This window comes from Pseudoalteromonas byunsanensis (genome assembly GCF_001854475.1).
Lineage (GTDB): Bacteria > Pseudomonadota > Gammaproteobacteria > Enterobacterales > Alteromonadaceae > Pseudoalteromonas > Pseudoalteromonas byunsanensis.
Genome location: NZ_MNAN01000037.1, coordinates 96,747 through 113,845, shown reverse-complemented (window position 1 = coordinate 113,845; position 17,099 = coordinate 96,747). Strand labels below are relative to the sequence as shown.

Sequence of the window (17,099 nt, the reverse complement as noted above, 5' to 3'; positions counted from 1 at the left end):
TAGTTCGCTCCCACCTTGGGATGCTTGTTTCGTTAACAATGATCTCGACTAAAATTATGACATATTTTATTACATCTTCAGTCATGACAGTGGGTGTTAGTTTAGTCTAGAGTATTTTAATAAATATCTATTAGGCTTTACTGCACAGTTAATTAATGGATTTTATAATGTTTTTATTATTATAAGGAATGTATGAGGGCATGGATTCTAGAGTGTTTAGTAAAGCAGGCAAAAAATCACTTTAAAGTTATCGAACTTCATAAAAATGCTTTTTCGCAAGCTCAAAGCATAACTACATTTTAATGCGATACAGATTGAGGAATGCTTTTATATTCTTAATTAAAATGACAAATGGCTTGAACTTATTGATATACAGAACATCAAAGACTGTCTTAATACCATTTTTGACCATAGCAGATAGGTGTCGCTCCTAGGGCTGTGGCGGTAAAGCAATGAATGCTTTTAGCAATATGTATCCAAACAAATAGTAATTAGTGCCAAGGTTGGCAGAGCCGTTTTTTATAAGGCAAAGCAATGCAAACCAAAAATTAAAAATATAACAAGGGAGTTAATTTTAGTGCCATATTTTTTCCGATATTTTATTTTTTCTTCTGTAGCAATTGTATCTTCAATCTTATCAGTGCAAGCTAATTCAACACCTGCTGTGAGAGTTGGCGAAGCTCAGCCGTGGCAACGGGGAATTCAAAAGCCGTTGTATTGTGAAGCAGACGCTCCTTTTCGCCAGCAAATATCAAGTCACGTATCTGCTGAGTTGACTTGGTTATTGCCGGCTGGTAGTCGAGTCAAAAAAGGTGAACTATTAGCGAAACAAAATGACTTTTACTTAAAACGTCAACTCGCTCAACTGGATGCAAACGCCAAAGCCGCGCATGCAAACTATGTTTACTCGCTCAATGAGTATGAGCGCCTGAGTAAATTAGATGAAAAGGGGGCTGTTTCCAGCTCTGAACTACAGCAACACAAAAGAGATTATCAAACCGCATCAGAACAAAATAAAATTTATGCTGAACAATTCCGTTTGGTTGAACATCAGTTAAATAATTTAACGCATCGAGCCCCTGCTGATGGCGTTGTTCTATCGCTCTTTGGAGAGCCTGGACAATGGGTTGGCGAAGGAGAGAGTATCTTAGTGTTCTTGCCAGCCGATCAACAGGAAGTTACTTGTCGAGTTGCATTGGAGTTGTATCAGCAGTTCAACCAGTTTAAAGATGTCAAACTATCGTTGGCCGATGGCACTGAGCTGTTTTTAGACCGCGATGCAGGCCTGGTTAGTAGTCAAGATCAGACCATCAATTTACATTTGAAATTCAAAAATAATCGTCCTGAAAACTTTTTTATTGGTCAACGTTACGTCGTTGATGTGTCAATGGCAGCGAGTAATTTAACCAAGGTGCCATATGATGCCTTGACCATTAACAATAATGAATATTACGTTTGGCGTGTAGGTCAAGACAACAAAGTGAGTAAAGTTGTTGCACAGATTATTGACACTGACAAAAATTATTCAGTGATCCAAGGGGAGCTCCAGGCTGGTGATAAAGTGGTGGTTAAAGGGAAATTAGCACTCAAAGATGATACTGAAGTCACTATTAATAGTCAGGTTAAATTATGAGATTATTTGAAAAATATGGCTCTATCATCATAGCCTTTTCATTTTTACTTGTCGTTTTAGGTGTTTTAGCTGGTTTAAAGCTTCCTAATGCGTTATTACCTAAAATCGATAGAGCCCAAATTGCCGTGGTTACATCTTGGCCGGGGAAAACAGCCGCCGAGATTGAACAGAGTCTAATTTCACCCCTTGAGCGTCAGCTTTCTGGTTTGGGGCAATTAAAAAATTTACAAACTAATATTGCAAACGGCCAAGCTTGGACCACCTTAAACTTCCATTATCAAGCTGATATGGAACAAACGTATATGGAGGTTTTGGCGCGGATTAATCAGGTTCCTGACTGGCCTTCTCAGGTTGCTAAACCTAGAGTTATTGACTACAGCAATGGTGCTGGTTCAACTTTAGCTTCCTTGTTTTTGTATTCTGATACACAAAAGTCACAAGCAGATTTTATGCACGCTTATCGCGCTTATGTCGAGCCTGCTATGACAGATATTCCAGGTATCACCAACATTAATATGGATAACAATCTACTGGCACAACGGGTAGATATTGAATTTGACCCACAAAAGTTAACTCAGTATTCACTGAGCATAGATCAAGTGACTCGTAAGCTACAAGGTTTGGTAGACCGCTCTGGAGACAGTCTATTGTTGGGCTCCAAAGAGTATGATTTGCACTTTAAAGGACAGATGGCACTGTCTGAGTTAAGCAATTTACCGATTGCGGTTACTGGCGTTCGGGTTGTGCGCTTAGGTGAAGTAGCGAGTGTGCACAAACGATTTGTGTATGATTGGTCATACTCGGCTTTTAAAGGTAACCAAGCAATTTACTTTTACTTACAACCAGATAAAGATATCAATGTATTAGAAACTATTGATCTTATCAAAGCGACCTTAGCCGAGCTAAACGAAGGACCTTTGTCGTCACTTGACCTCAAGGTTGTGATGAGCCGTGACAACTCACTACCAATAAAACAGGCTTTGCTACTGGTGTATGGCAATTTATTGTTAGGCGTTCTGCTTGCTTGCGGCTTTTTGTATTATTTCATACGCAATTTACGAGTCGTGTTTTTAATCTTTGTAAGTATTCCCGTGTGCTTGTCTTTGGTGCTGTTGGGAATGCAATTGGGCGGGCGTAGCCTGAACTTAATTTCTTTGGCAGGCATGGCATTGTCCGTCGGGTTATTACTTGATGCTTCAATTATTATCGTTGAAAACATTCAACGCTTGAGAAGTACAGGGCTATCGCTATTAGAAAGCTGTCGCCAAGGCGTATTGCAGGTACGGGCAGCATTAATTTCTTCTACTTTATCAAGTATTGTGATTTTTGTGCCTATCGTTTTAATGCACTCGGAAGTAAGTCAGCTATTTGGTGATCTCGCATTTACGATTTCTAGTGCCTTGGTGGCCTCAATTATGGTTGCGCTGTTTTTGTTGCCTGCATTATCTCGACAGTTGTTACCAGGCCAGAAAGTCGTGAAAGGTAAAGAGCTGTCGAATAAATGGACTATGTTTGTCACGGCGCCATCTCGCTCAAAGTTGCAAGGGAGGGTGTGGCTGATCTTGGCGATCCCCGGTGCCCTTCTAATCAGTTGGTGGATAAAGCCTGAGTTAGACTTATTACCCAACCCAAAAGAAAATATTGTGATGGTATACACCGCATTTGATGAACCGCTTTCTGTTACTGCTGCTAAAGCACAGATAGGCGATGTGATAGAGCAGCGTATTGCTGTCCAAAAGCAGCTTGGTGACCACCCTGCTTTTGATATTCACGGCTCGTTTTGTAACTCGACTTATTGTTTAGTGTATTTTTATCCAGAGGGTAGCTGGGACTTTCCTGTATTTAAAAAGTGGGTGGATACACAGATAGTGCAAGATTTGCCTGATGCGAGAACCTATGTCTATCAAGGTACTTTACTTCGATTAGCATTACCTGATGCGCGTACCAGTCAGCTCGATTTAAAAGGACTGAGTATGGCGCAGTTACAACAAGCTGGACAAGAATTACTGGCACATTTAGTCAAAACCTTCCCTGAAGCCCGGATCACTGAAGTTATTCCGATGAGGGATACGGTGGCTAGAGTAGAATTTAGCCCCAAAGCTGACGCGCTTGCTTTTATGGGAATGTCTCAAGCTCAGTTGAATCAGATTTTAGTGACTTTAACAGATGGCGCTTACCTCGGTCAGTTTTATGCAGACAGTGATACTTTGCCTTTCTACTTAAAAGGGCAACCCCCTGAGCATCTTGAGCAATTATTGCAAACAGAAGTGATGATACCAAACCATGGGCTACACCCGCTGCGCTCTTTAGTCGAAACCCAGCTAAGCTTGGCGCCAAGTGCGATATATCGCACTGATCGTGAAGTGAGCATGTCAATAAACTTAGTGCCTGCTAACGGTCAACCTGTTGGCCCGTTTATTACGCAAGTAAAGGCTGAAGTTGCCGCATATTTAGCACAACGACCAAATCAAGATTTATTTATAAATTACCGTGGTAGCGCAGATCAATTGAGTGGCTTTTTAACAGAGTTCTTCCAGATGTTCTTCGTTTCCTTGTTGATTCTATTTTTATTGATACGGGTCGCTCTTAACTCTTGGTCTTTAGCGCTAGCGGTTATGTTATCGATGCCGTTGGCAATATTTGGTGGCATGCTCTGCTTGAAAATAGTCGATTATTTTGCACCGCAAAATTTAGATATTGTCACTATGATTGGCTTTATTATTTTAATGGGGCTTGTAATAAATAATGCCATTCTACTTGCGAGTCAATATCGTTCGGCGATGGTTTCTGGGCAAAGCCAACAGCAAGCCATTATTCAGTCTACTAGCTATCGTATGCGTGCTATCTATATGAGTACGGGAACAAGTGTTTTTGGTATGTTGCCGCTGATGCTCAGTCCCGGAGACGGTTCGGAGATATATCGCGGCTTAGCTGCTGTAATCGTTGGCGGTATGTCGTTCAGTGCTTTGTTTAGTTTGGGCTTTATGTCAGCTTTATTGTCACTTTCTATATTTAGTAAGCAATCACAGTTGATACATGACTCTGAAACTGAAAATGAGCCTGTGTTAGGGAATTAATAGAGGTATGGCTTTCGCCGTGACAACCTTTAAATTGAGAGGGTCATAGTGGAGGCCATAATTGTTAGCTACATCATCTACTTTCAATGGTTGCAGTGACAGGCAGACGGTCAATTCTGCGACACGTATTTTTCTGAGCTTTTTGTTGTTTTTGGCAAGTGGGTTCATTCGACTAAAAGGAAATATTGGTTTTATGATCGCTAGATTTTTATTGTGCTTAAGCTTGTGTGTTATGGGCGTAAACAAGTTACACGCGAAAGCCGTTGAAATTGACGCTGCGCAACAGTTACAACCAGCGCAAGCTAAGTTAATAGTGGAAGAGTTTGCTCAAGCTATTGAGCAAAATTACGTGCTTAGTGACACAGGTAAAAAAGTTGCAGACCAATTACGGGCATTAACTTTTCACGGTGTGCAATCACGACATGGTTTGTCGAAGCGAGTCACGGATTTAGTGAGTCAATACGATAAACACCTCGCGCTAGTCACTCGAGTTGACAACAATGGTCAACATAGTAAAGATGCCAGAGAGCCTTGGTTTAGCGAGTTAAAACGCAAGAATTCCGGGGTACGCCAAGTGGAGGTGCTGGCTGGAAATATTGGTTATTTAGAGATGTGGGGTTTTGATTCTGTATCTTCGCAAGCCAAAGAAGTGATTGCTTCTTCGATGGCTTTATTACACAGAACCGATGCGCTTATTTTAGATTTTAGGAAAAATGGTGGAGGGGATGGCTATATGGTCTCCCACTTTGCTAGCTACTTCTTAGCGAAACCTACTTTACTGCATTCCTACCAATTTCGAAATGGCGGCCGTTACCCCTTTCACAGTGATCAGCCCCTAGGGGATAGTCAATTGCGCGATATACCTTTGTATATATTGATAGGCCCTGAGACTTTCTCTGCTGGAGAGGGGTTTGCTTATGCGATGAAACACCTCCAACGAGCAACCGTGATTGGTGAACCGTCAAAAGGGGGGGCAAATCCGATCAGGCAATTTAAGTTATCTCATGATTTTATTGGCTTTGTAGCAATTGGTATGGTTATTAGTCCAATCACTGATAAAAACTGGGAAGGAAAAGGGGTAATACCACAGGTCAACACAAAGGTTGAACTTGCAAAGTCGCGAGCCTACCTGATGGCATTACAGCAGTTAGCAGGGCAAACCTCTAACCCTTATTTGACCAAAGAAAGAACGGAGGCAATTCGCCAATTAACTAGTCAGCTTGCCGTTTTAGATGATAAATCGAGCAGCAGAAATTAGCTTAGGTTGACTGAGTATTTCTCTTGATTTATGAGTTAGTTGCGCAAGCTTTGCATTATTTAAGATTTGTGATTGTTAATTAAAGGTAGAATGGTGGACTCCATGATACATTGATTTGGTTACCTAAATCCTAAACATTTTCTCGCGCTCGTATTAAGTGCCCGTTCTATATGCGAATGTTAATTAACTAACAGTAGGTTAGCGGGATTAGAGTTTGCTACAGGGAAAGTCACACCACTGGCAGGGTTTGCCAGTGGTGATACATCAGCCCCCTAGTGTAAGCATGATGCTAGGGGCAGATTTACTTTAGCGTAAGTAAATCTGAATCTTTGGTGCTGCGTAATATATCTTGTTTGTTGAAGTATTAGAGCCGTAGCGGCCACTTCTGTCAATTGGCAAGAAGTTCAGGTTATACATATAAACTGCACTAAATAAATAGGAGTTTGCTGGGTGGCTTAGGTATGTATAGTCAGAGCCGGCAAATGTACAGCTGTCCTCCTCACTGTGGAATAAAGGGATCGCAGATAAGTCTTCAGACAAATTTTGGCAACTTGCTGTTGCCAATAATGAAAGATCAAAAACAGCGTAATTGTCATTATTGCCGTCGGTGACCATCAGCTGGGTTGCACCCATTTTTAGGAATTGCCAGACATCTGATGTTAGATAATGGTTAGTCTGTGTCGTTGGATCAGTTAATTCCGTAACGGCGGTATGGCTATTTAGACCATATCTGGCTCTTGTATCTACAAGAGTCCATCCACCCTGTGCGATGTCCATATTACAGTAAACAGGCTTTGCAGGATTATCATTTGACTCAATGAAGTATATGCCGCTTGTTGCAGTTTGGTCCTGAGTTGCCACATCAAAACATGATCTCAAGGCAGGGGTACTAGCAGCCGCTAAGTCTAGCTGGAAATCGCCAGAGTCTTGTGCACCGGTATACCAGGTTCCTTGGTAGAGCGTATCGGTAACTCGTTTACCTAGGTAGTAAGTATTACTACCATTTTCTTCTTTACGAAACTGTACAACAGTATCATTTTCGATAAAGCTTCCACTCAAGGTTATGTTATCTGTTTGTGCGGAAAAATCATTTTGTGAAAAAGCAATATCTAGAGGGGTTTGTTGATGTATCCTATCTAAGTTGCCGTCCAGTAGAGTGTCTTCATTTAAATTTACTTGTTGGGCACTTGCGCAGAATGTTAAAGCAGACCCAATCGCTGCAAATAATGTACTCTTTTTCATATATTATTGTCCTTAATAAATAAGTAGTAGCGTTACTTATTGTTTATTTAGTTATTATAAAGCTGTGGTTTTGTAACAGAGTGTACGGAAGGATTGTACCTATTTTTAGGTGATTGTGTAGCAACTTAATGTTTATTTATTGGAAATAAATATACTCAGTTTTAGGGGGGGGGATATGACAATAGTACTGCTCTCTAATGCACAATAAGGGTAATAGGCTAGTAAGCGCTAGCACTTTTTACGGTTCTGTATTGGTTACTTTTCGGGGAAAATGAATAACAAAGTGAGCGCCTTGTGGATCCTCCACACACTCCACCTGACCATTCATAATGTGAACGACCGAGTTATAAATAATGTTTAAACCGAGCCCCAAATTCCCTTCCCCCAAACGAGTGGTGTAAAATGGGTTGAACACCTGTTTGTGCTTATCTACAGGAATACCTGAGCCGTTGTCTTTGTAATGTATGATAACTTCGTCCTTGTTATGCTCAATGGTGATGTCGACCTCAGGGGTGGGTGTTTGCGCAAAGCCATGTTTAATTGAATTTTCGATAAGCTGCGTAATAACTTTCAGTAAAACAGGTGCATAGTTGGTTACTTGGATATCTTCACCTGATAAATTAAAGTTGATTGTTTGATTGTGTGATTCAGCCAACCGGTGGATATTTTCTTTTAAAAAGCTTAGTAAGAGAAATGTGGAGCATTCACTCATGTGTAGCTTGGCGGACATCATTTTGAACCTTTGAACCATGTTAGCCGCTTTTTCGCTGTTTTTCTGACTTAATGCCAGTAACTCTGTGGACTCATTAATGAAGTGCGCGAGTTGTTTTTGAGTGAGTGTTTTGTCACTAAAACTGTCAGCCAATTTCTCTACCAATGATTGCAGTGTTGAGTCTGCTGTTATAACCAAACCAAGCGGTGTGTTTAGCTGATGGGCCATACCAGATACCAAAGTTGTCATTGCGCGCATTTTTTCAGACTCTACAAGTTTTTCTTGAGTACGTTCTAGTTGTGTGAGTAGGGTTTGTAACTGGCGCTTTTTATTGTTGAGTCGATACATAAAGTACCAGGTGATGATAATGATCAAAACCGCGCTGGAGAGGATAAACCAACCGAGTTGACGGTCAGCTTCGGCCATGGCCAGCGTCACTTGATGAGCTTGCTCTAGCTGCTTGAGCTCCATTTCTTTGGTTTGTAACTCAGTTTGAGACACCATATAGGCTAGGCCAATAGCGGCTTGTTTTTTAGCTAACTTGTCAGCAACTTGGTTATACTGTTGCTGAGCTGTCAATGCTGCTTCTAAATCACCCTTTTGTTTTAAGTGTTCACTGTGCATTTTTAGCGCAGTGAGTAACGAGGTGAGCTGTCGATGCTCATGCCCTAGTGTGATGACATCTTCAAGCAAGCGCATTGCTTCATTATCGCGTTGCTCATTGGAATATATTTTTGCTAGCTCAATCTTCGCTTGAAGGGTCTTAGAGGCGGCATTTTTGTTTTCCCAACTTGCAATGGCTTGCAGAAGATAGTGCTCTGCTAAATCAACTTCTTGCTTAGCTGCGTAGACCCGACCTAGATTAAAGTGCGACCAAGCTTCATGGTAGGTAAGTCCATGTGCTTGGCGAATAGCGAGTGCTTGGTTATGAAGCGTATGAGCTTTGTTTATCAGACCCTTTAGCAAAGCAACTTCTCCTAAGTTGTTCAAGGCTGTTCCTTGCTGTGGCATCAAGTCTTGCTCTAAGGCAAAGTCGTAAAAGCGTTGAAAATAATGCTCTGCTTCGTCTAAAAGCCCCAATTTTAAATAGATATGACCAATATTATTTTCAGTTTGACTAATAAATTCAGGACGATTGAGCTTGGGGGCTTCTTGATAGGCTTTGAGATTGTTTTCCAGCGCCAACTCATAGAGTTCTGCATTTGATAGCGCACTGGCTGAAATGCTGTAATAGCTATATAAAATGCCAGGTTCGTCTATATCTCTTGCCATTAATCGGGCTTGACCTAGCGTATCCATGGCCTGTTCGATAAGATCTGAGTTTATTTGGTACCAAGCTTTGATATACAGTAAGCGAATGGTTTGTGTCTTGGCCAGCGTGTCTTTGTGAAGCGCTAAAAGCTCTTCTATTTTTGCAATACCCGCTGAGGGGGACTTTTGACCTGCGTCGGTAACCTGCGCACGTAACTGAGTAAATGTGTCGTCGGGGAGTTTAGCAAGCGTTGTGCCTTGAATTAAAAAGGTGATAAAAAAAATCAACAACCCACACTTCTTCATTAACTGTAATGCTCACGTCAAGCTACCACTTTATTCAGTTTAGTTAAGATTATGTCTTTTACGAGTCGTCAAGTGTACAAGAATAGGATAATAGTTATGAGCACAGAAATGACGGGTTAGTTGGAAGATTTATCGAATGTATTGGTATAACGTCTCTTTAATAGGAACCTAGAGCATGTTGGCTTTATCGTTTTGCTCAGCACTTTCACGCCAAAAAATACAAAAATACAAAAATACAAAAAAGAACAAGGATAACAGGTATGTTTAAAAAATCCCTTTTACTGATCGCAGGGTTATATTCTTTCGCTGGCTTAGCGGCAACGCATCAAACTGATGATTTCAATATTGAATACGATGATGATGTTCCTAAAAATGTTGTAGAGCAATTGGCTCAGCGCGTTAGCGATAATCGTCAGGTGGTATTGGCCTACTTAAAACAATCTAAAGAATATCAAGGTACACCGATCAAAGAGAAGTTGACTGTCTATATCTCAAAGAAGCATCGTATCCCTTATCAAGATTGGAATACGGTTCATATTCCACAAAGTCGTGTACTTAAAGCATTCTCACAAAATGTAGAAGAAAAGAGCGGTATGGCGATTGTTCATGAACTCACCCATGTTTATGCCGTTAGCGCTTATCGTAAAAAACTAAAGCATAACCGAGAAGATCGCTTCTACGATGATGGCTTAGCGGTACTTCTACAGCACAGATTTGGCGAATCACCCGAATACCCAGACTTTGGTACGGATCTTTACCGTATGGTTGCGCAAAAATCTCAAGAGCATGGAGGGTTAATTCCACTTACCGATGCTGAGCGCACTAGAAACGCTGCGGAAAGCGGCGTAGCTCGCCAGTTGGCGTATTTGCAAGAAGGTGCATTTACTCAGTATTTAATTGAAAATTATGGCTTGGACGCCTATTTGAAAATATACCGAGGTGAGGATATTAGTGTGGTGACGGGTAAGAGCTTTGCTCAGCTTGAAAAGCACTGGACAAAACTCATAACCGTATTTATGTGATTAATAGCTCCTACCATGGCAGCGTTTGATTTCTTCTATGAGCGCATTAGCCAGTGGCGATGCCGCGTTGCTTTTGGAAGAGATCAGCACTACGGGGATTTGATAACAGTATTTTTCTGGCAGAATAGGCTTAAACAACCCTTTATCTACCCAAAAGCTGGCATAGTGTTCGGGTAAATAGCCAATAAACGCGCCGGATAAAATTAAGTGAGCAATCCCCTCATCGTGATAAGCGATGGCGCTGTTTTGATAGTTCAGTCCATCGTTACGGGTTTCTTTGTCGCGCATATAGTTGCTGGTGATCACTTCTGCATCTTGCAGTAACTTGTCGATTTGTGCAGGGTCACAATCAAACAGTGGATGGGCGACACCACAGTACAAGTAGTTGGTTTCGTTATGTAGCGGGAAATAATCCAGCCCACGTAAATGGTGCCTACTTACGCCCAGTCCAACCAAAGACCGACCATTGACCACCGATGTTTCCACTTCGCGCGCTTCACATACATTGATATCAAACTGAATATTGCTGCTCTTTGCCTTTAAGGCTGCAATCGCACTGGCCACACCACAGCGTGGATCGCTGACCATAGTATCAATGACGGCAATTGTTACCCGACCTGAGAGTTGGTCCTTGGAACTTGCGACGGTCGTCGCAAATGCTTCGCATTGTTGCAGTAGCTCTAAAGACGCTTGATAGGTAATGCGCCCAGGCTCGGTCAATTCAAAACCACTTCTACCGCGTTTACACAGTTTAATACCAAGCCTCACTTCAAGGTCGGACAGATGAGAGCTGATGGTAGAGCGGCCAATATTGAGGCGTGACTCAGCAGCGGATAAGCCGCCACATTCAACAATGGCCACAAAGATCCGTAATAATCGTAAATCAACGTCATGAACTTGCATTTCGCCCCGCCTTAGTTGCTTCTATCTTTGTTTGATAAAATCGGAATGAATTACGATTATTATGCATTTATAAAACATCATCGGCAAGTTAGCATTAAGCTATTGAAGCACTCAGTTGCTCTGAAAAGACAAACGCTTAGGAGAAAAAGATGACGTTTAGATATGGTGTTGACCAGCTAAATCTTGATATCGTAAATGGTATTGCAAATGGCAGTATTAAAGCTGAACTTTGCCAGCAAGCGCTAGATAAAATAAATACTAGCCGTCAGAATGTCGATATTATGGCGAACTCAGACAAAGCCATATACGGGATCAACACAGGTTTTGGCCCTTTGTGTGATACGCAAATTTCACCAGCAGAAACGCATTTGCTACAAAAGAACCTGCTGATCACGCATGCTGTTGGTGTGGGTGAGCCAATCGCGAAGCCGATTTCTAAATTGATGCTGATCACTAAGGTACACGCCTTGAGTCAAGGTTATTCGGGCATTCGTTTAGAAGTGGTTGAGCGTATGTTGGCGTTTATCGAACTTGATCTTATCCCTGTTGTACCAGAACAAGGTTCTGTAGGGGCTTCTGGCGATCTTGCGCCACTTTCGCACTTATTTTTACCTTTGATTGGTGAAGGTGAATTTTGGCATGGTGATAGCACAATCCCCGCAGCACATGCATTGAAAGAGCACGGTTTAGAACCGCTAGAATTACATGCAAAAGAAGGGCTGGCGCTGATCAATGGTACGCAGTTTATTTTGTCTCATGCTATTACCGCGCTGACAAAAATGCGTTATTTATTAGACTTGGCTGATTTGGCAGGCGCCATGAGTATCGAAGGGATGCAAGGCAGTCAGTCGCCATTTAGAGAAGAGCTTCATCAGATCAGAGCGTTTGCTGGAAACATAGAAGTGGCTGCGCGTATGAGGCGCTTCTTCAAAGGTTCGCAAAATATGGCCGCACACACGGACTGTGATCGTGTCCAAGACCCATATTCATTGCGTTGTATTCCGCAAGTACACGGAGCGTCGCGTAACGCGTACAACCACCTCAAAGAATTGGCTGAAATTGAAATGAACTCAGTCACCGATAACCCAATTGTGATTAGCAGTGAAGAAGCAATTTCTGGTGGTGGATTCCATGGTCAGCCTTTGGCTATGGTACTGGATTACACATCTATTGCGGCGGCAGAATTAGGCAACATCGCCGATAGACGTTGTTACTTGCTGCTAGAAGGTTTACATGGCTTACCAAGGTTACTGACCTCATCCGGCGGCTTAAACTCAGGCATGATGATCCCACAATACACGACAGCAGCGCTCGTGACTGAAAATAAATCATTATGCTTCCCGCCATCAGCGGACAGTGTACCTACCTCGATGGGCCAAGAAGACCATGTATCTATGGGTAGTATTTCAGGTAGAAAGCTTAATCAAATTCTTGGCAATCTAGAAAAGATCATGGCAATTGAGTTGATGTATGCAGCGCAGGCAATTGAGTTTAGACGACCTAATCAATGTTCAGACATAATCGAAGAAAACTTCGCATTAATTCGTCAAAAAGTAGCCAAGCTAGAAGAAGACAGACTGTTGAAGCCTGATATTGATGCCATGATAGCATTAGTTAAATCACAAGCATTTAAAGTTAACTAAGAGGGAGTCATGATGAATTTTCAAGAGCAAATAAAGCAAGGGATCCCAAGTGAGTTACCTGCTGCGAAGCCGTATCCTGCGGATGCTAACCGCGCACCAAAGCGTAAAGACATTTTATCGGCAGATGAAAAGCAACTAGCGATTCGCAATGCCTTGCGTTATTTCCCTAAAGAGTGGCATCAAGAGCTGGCACAGGAATTTGCACAAGAGCTAAAAGACTTTGGTCGTATTTACATGTATCGCTTTAAGCCAAACTATGACCTCAAAGCCCGTTCAATTTCAGATTATCCAGCAAGATGTCAGCAAGCTGCTGCCATTATGTTGATGATTGATAACAACTTAGACCCAGCTGTAGCGCAACACCCAGAAGAGCTGATCACCTACGGCGGTAATGGTGCTGTTTTTCAAAACTGGGCGCAATATTTGTTGGCGATGAAGTATTTGAGCGAAATGGAAGAAGACCAAACGCTGCACATGTATTCAGGCCATCCAATGGGTTTATTCCCATCATCAAAAGACGCGCCACGCGTGGTTGTAACCAACGGTATGATGATCCCTAATTACTCAAAGCCAGATGATTGGGAAAGATTCAATGCGTTAGGTGTGACGCAATACGGGCAAATGACAGCGGGCTCTTTCATGTACATTGGTCCACAGGGCATCGTACATGGTACGACGATCACCGTGATGAATGCGTTCCGTAAAGTACTGAACAAAGGCGAAAGTCCACAGGGTAAGATATTCCTAACCGCTGGGTTAGGCGGCATGAGTGGTGCTCAACCTAAAGCGGGTAACATTGCCAACTGTATTACTGTGTGTGCGGAAGTAAATCCAAAAGCCGCGACTAAACGTCACCAACAAGGTTGGGTTGATGAGCTTATCGACAACATGGACGCGCTAATCGCCCGTGTAAAAGAAGCACAACACAACGAAGAGGTGGTTTCAATCGCCTACATTGGTAACGTGGTTGATGTGTGGGAAAGCTTTTACGAGCAAGATATTTTTATTCACCTTGGTTCGGATCAAACATCGCTACACAACCCATGGTCGGGCGGCTATTACCCTGTTGATATCAGCTATGAAGAATCAAACCGTTTGATCCGCGAAGAGCCTGAAGTGTTCAAAGAAAAAGTACAAGCTACACTCAAGCGCCATGCGGATGCGGTGAATAAGCACACGGCTAAAGGCACTTATTTCTTTGACTATGGTAATGCGTTCTTGCTTGAAGCATCGCGTGCTGGCGGTGATGTGATGGCTGACAATGGCATCGACTTTAAATATCCATCATATGTTCAAGATATTCTTGGTCCTATGTGTTTTGACTACGGTTTTGGCCCGTTCCGCTGGGTATGTACGTCAGGCAAACCTGAAGACTTGGACAAAACCGATGCGATTGCTGCTGAAGTACTGAACAAGATCATGGCTGAGTCTCCAGAAGAAATTCAGCAGCAGATGCAAGACAACATCACTTGGATAAAAGACGCTAAGCAAAACAAGCTGGTGGTCGGCTCGCAAGCACGTATTCTATACGCTGACGCCCAAGGCCGTGCAGAAATCGCTAAAGCATTTAACGATGCCATTGCCCGCGGTGAAATTGGCCCGGTTGTGCTTGGTCGTGATCACCACGATGTGAGCGGTACTGATTCACCGTTCCGTGAAACGTCAAACATTTATGACGGTAGTCGTTTTACTGCGGATATGGCGATTCATAATGTGATTGGTGACAGTTTCCGTGGTGCAACATGGGTATCAATCCACAATGGTGGTGGAGTGGGCTGGGGTGAGGTGATCAACGGTGGCTTTGGTATGCTGCTTGATGGTACTCCCGAGGCCGAAGGCCGCCTTAAATCCATGCTGTTGTTTGATGTAAATAACGGAATTGCTCGTCGTAGTTGGGCGCGCAACGAAGAAGCTGATTTTGCTATTAAACGTGAAATGGCGCGTACACCTAAGCTAAAAGTGACGTTAGCAAATCGTGTTGATGATGAGATATTAAACAGCTTATCACTGTAAGTGCGGTAAAATAACACAAAAGGCCAGATAATATTGTCTGGCCTTTTTTATTTACTTGATTGGGGTGAGCCCCGTTGTTATTCAGCTAAATAGCAGCATGCGAGCTTGATAGTTAAAGACTTGAGAACCCCTTCACGTAACAACGCCCCATAAAACACCACCTGTAAACTAACCGAAAATGCACATGGAAGGTAAAATCAAAGTTTTAAAATCAATGTGTTACATTTTTTCCTTAAAATGAGCATCGGTGTCGCGATTAAACATTGGGAGATTTCACCTGGGGGACACCGCTAAATATCTTCATGTTCTCGACAGATCAGCTGTGTGTCGTCCGAGGTTAGCGGCTGCTTAACAAGACCGCAAAAGTAATTGCCATCGTCTGTTTGTTGGTTGTACCGACATGTTTTACATACCCCGAAGGTCTTTAAGTTATTTGCTGTTAATAACGCCCTAAGTAGTAACTTAAGTGACGAATCAATATCTGATTGCTGCTCGGGTGATAGTTGTGCACAGGCGTGCATAAATAAGCTGGTAGGGAGCAAATCAGCGACCAGCTTCTGACCACTATCAGATAACTTCAAATGAGTGATACGCTTGTCATTCTTATCTATCGTTTTGACCAGTAAGTCTTTTTTTTCCAATACCTTAAGTGTCTGAGAAACCGTGCCCTTGGTTAACCCCAAATAGTCTGTTACCGCCATTGGCGTGTCTGAGTAGCGATTACAGATTGATAGATAATGCAATACTTCTACATGTACGGGTTGGAGCCCATGCTCTGCACCTGCTTGTCGGGCTCCCACTTTGAGGAGATCGCCCAAACGTTCAACGCTGTTATAGATGTAATTTTGTTTCATAGTTAAATAGTATCGACTAAATACTATATTGACAACCCTGATTTTGATCTTTACAGTTTAAATGGTATCGAGTCGATACAAATAATTTAACGAAAAAGGAATCATCATGAACAAGGCTATTTTTTATCATGCGGGCTGTGCGATATGTGTGGAAGCCGAGCAGCAAGTTTTATGGGCGTTGGACAAAAACCGTTATGAGGTTGAGGTAGTTCATTTAATGGAAAATCAGCCTGCTATAGCGCTTGCAGAACAAGCGGGAGTGAAATCTGTGCCTGCTCTATTGTTGGATGGCGCTGTTTTTCACATTAACTTTGGGGCTTCGCTTGAAGAGGTAAAAGGGCGTTGTCATGCGTAAATTCAATTTATTTATTTCATTGTTAGCTGTGAGCCTGTCGTTACCCACATTGAGTCATCAACATCATCAAGGTGGGATAAAGACTTCAACCAATGAAGCCACATTAGCGCCTTTTGATATTATTCACGCAAAAATCACTTCTAAAGGGAATGTGGCAACGTTTCATATGGCGGTTTCAGGTCAAGCGGGTAAACATAAGCCCACAGCAAGTGGAAAGCTTGCAGGGAGTGAGGTATTTTCTTACGTTTGGCCTACTGCGATTGACAGCTATGAAGTTGGTTTTGAGCGCAATGCTGGCATTTTGGCACTGGCTGTAACAGCACACCCAGATTTTGACGATACGCCACTGTTTGATGAAAATGGTGATGGCAATACCAGTAATGATGGCAACATTTGGCACAGTCACTGGGTAGTTTTAACGCCTAATGAGCAATGTGGAAAAGATGCCTTGGGGGTTGTTGATATACCAAAAGGGAGCAAGCCACGATTACCAAAAACTTGGCCAGGGTTACCTATTTTGTTAGATAGCCCAGGGTGGGATCCCATCTTCAATGGTGATGTAGTTGAAGTACAAATTCCATTTGAAAACATCGGGATAGTTGAAAATACGATGTTTGATGGTGTAACCGCGGGTTTAAGAGTCAACCAAAGCGTTCATGCGCCATTGCTATGCGTGGTAAACGTCATGGATATTGCATCAGGAAACCTAAGCCTACCGGGTAAGGTAAATAAATAGCTGCGCTTGAATGGGTTTAAGCCAACACCGTCTCAGTGTGTATGTGGTTACTGAAATGGTGTTGTTCGGTGTTTTTCACGGAGTCTTCCTTTTG

General features: G+C 42.5%; 12 protein-coding genes. 8 read left to right on the top strand and 4 right to left on the bottom strand.

Going from position 1 to position 17,099, the window contains the following annotated elements; translation table 11 throughout:
• Positions 1–577: 577 nt before the first annotated feature.
• The 3 genes from BIW53_RS19035 (at position 578) to BIW53_RS19025 (ending at position 5,968) form a co-directional block, all read left to right on the top strand.
• The gene (locus BIW53_RS19035) at positions 578–1,633 is read left to right on the top strand and encodes an efflux RND transporter periplasmic adaptor subunit (RefSeq protein WP_070993610.1); all 1,056 of its coding nucleotides are present in this window, start codon (positions 578–580) and stop codon (positions 1,631–1,633) included.
• Positions 1,630–4,710, top strand: a complete 3,081-nt coding sequence (locus BIW53_RS19030; protein ID WP_070993609.1) for an efflux RND transporter permease subunit — start codon at positions 1,630–1,632, stop codon at positions 4,708–4,710. Before BIW53_RS19035 ends, BIW53_RS19030 begins: the two co-directional genes overlap by 4 nt.
• 193 nt (positions 4,711–4,903) lie before the next feature.
• The gene (locus BIW53_RS19025; protein ID WP_070993608.1) at positions 4,904–5,968 is read left to right on the top strand and encodes a S41 family peptidase; all 1,065 of its coding nucleotides are present in this window, start codon (positions 4,904–4,906) and stop codon (positions 5,966–5,968) included.
• A 306-nt stretch (positions 5,969–6,274) separates the two neighbouring features.
• Here the strand turns inward: BIW53_RS19025 and BIW53_RS19020 are convergent, their stop codons facing one another.
• Both BIW53_RS19020 and BIW53_RS19015 read right to left on the bottom strand, forming a co-directional pair.
• Complete coding sequence (locus tag BIW53_RS19020) at positions 6,275–7,210, bottom strand: fibrinogen-like YCDxxxxGGGW domain-containing protein (RefSeq protein ID WP_070993607.1); 936 nt, start codon at positions 7,208–7,210, stop codon at positions 6,275–6,277.
• Positions 7,211–7,448: 238 nt separating this feature from the next.
• Positions 7,449–9,464 carry an ATP-binding protein gene (locus tag BIW53_RS19015; RefSeq protein ID WP_175442170.1) on the bottom strand — a complete coding sequence of 672 codons (2,016 nt, stop codon included), beginning with the start codon at positions 9,462–9,464 and terminating at the stop codon, positions 7,449–7,451.
• A gap of 275 nt (positions 9,465–9,739) precedes the next feature.
• Here BIW53_RS19015 and BIW53_RS19010 point away from each other — a divergent pair, with 275 nt between their 5' ends.
• Complete coding sequence (locus BIW53_RS19010) at positions 9,740–10,501, top strand: hypothetical protein (RefSeq protein WP_070993605.1); 762 nt, start codon at positions 9,740–9,742, stop codon at positions 10,499–10,501.
• On the opposite strand, the gene BIW53_RS19005 is transcribed toward BIW53_RS19010, so the two are convergent.
• Positions 10,502–11,404, bottom strand: coding sequence for a LysR family transcriptional regulator (locus BIW53_RS19005; RefSeq protein WP_070993604.1), 903 nt, complete (start codon positions 11,402–11,404; stop codon positions 10,502–10,504).
• A 149-nt stretch (positions 11,405–11,553) separates the two neighbouring features.
• Between BIW53_RS19005 and hutH the strand changes: the two genes are divergently transcribed.
• Positions 11,554–13,047, top strand: a complete 1,494-nt coding sequence (gene hutH, locus BIW53_RS19000) for a histidine ammonia-lyase (RefSeq protein ID WP_070993603.1) — start codon at positions 11,554–11,556, stop codon at positions 13,045–13,047.
• Positions 13,048–13,059: 12 nt separating this feature from the next.
• Positions 13,060–15,060 (top strand): urocanate hydratase, encoded by a 2,001-nt coding sequence (locus BIW53_RS18995; protein ID WP_070993865.1) that lies wholly within the window; start codon positions 13,060–13,062, stop codon positions 15,058–15,060.
• Positions 15,061–15,350: 290 nt separating this feature from the next.
• Here the strand turns inward: BIW53_RS18995 and BIW53_RS18990 are convergent, their stop codons facing one another.
• Positions 15,351–15,914: a MarR family winged helix-turn-helix transcriptional regulator gene (locus BIW53_RS18990; RefSeq protein ID WP_070993602.1), complete on the bottom strand. Its 564-nt coding sequence runs from the start codon at positions 15,912–15,914 to the stop codon at positions 15,351–15,353.
• Between the two features lie 106 nt (positions 15,915–16,020).
• Between BIW53_RS18990 and BIW53_RS18985 the strand changes: the two genes are divergently transcribed.
• Together BIW53_RS18985 and BIW53_RS18980 are read left to right on the top strand one after the other, a co-directional pair.
• Positions 16,021–16,269: a thioredoxin family protein gene (locus tag BIW53_RS18985; protein ID WP_139158890.1), complete on the top strand. Its 249-nt coding sequence runs from the start codon at positions 16,021–16,023 to the stop codon at positions 16,267–16,269.
• A complete protein-coding gene (locus tag BIW53_RS18980) occupies positions 16,262–17,005 on the top strand; it encodes a hypothetical protein (protein WP_070993600.1) in 744 nt (247 codons plus the stop codon). The genes BIW53_RS18985 and BIW53_RS18980 overlap by 8 nt, the downstream gene beginning before the upstream one ends.
• The last annotated feature ends 94 nt before the right edge of the window (positions 17,006–17,099 follow it).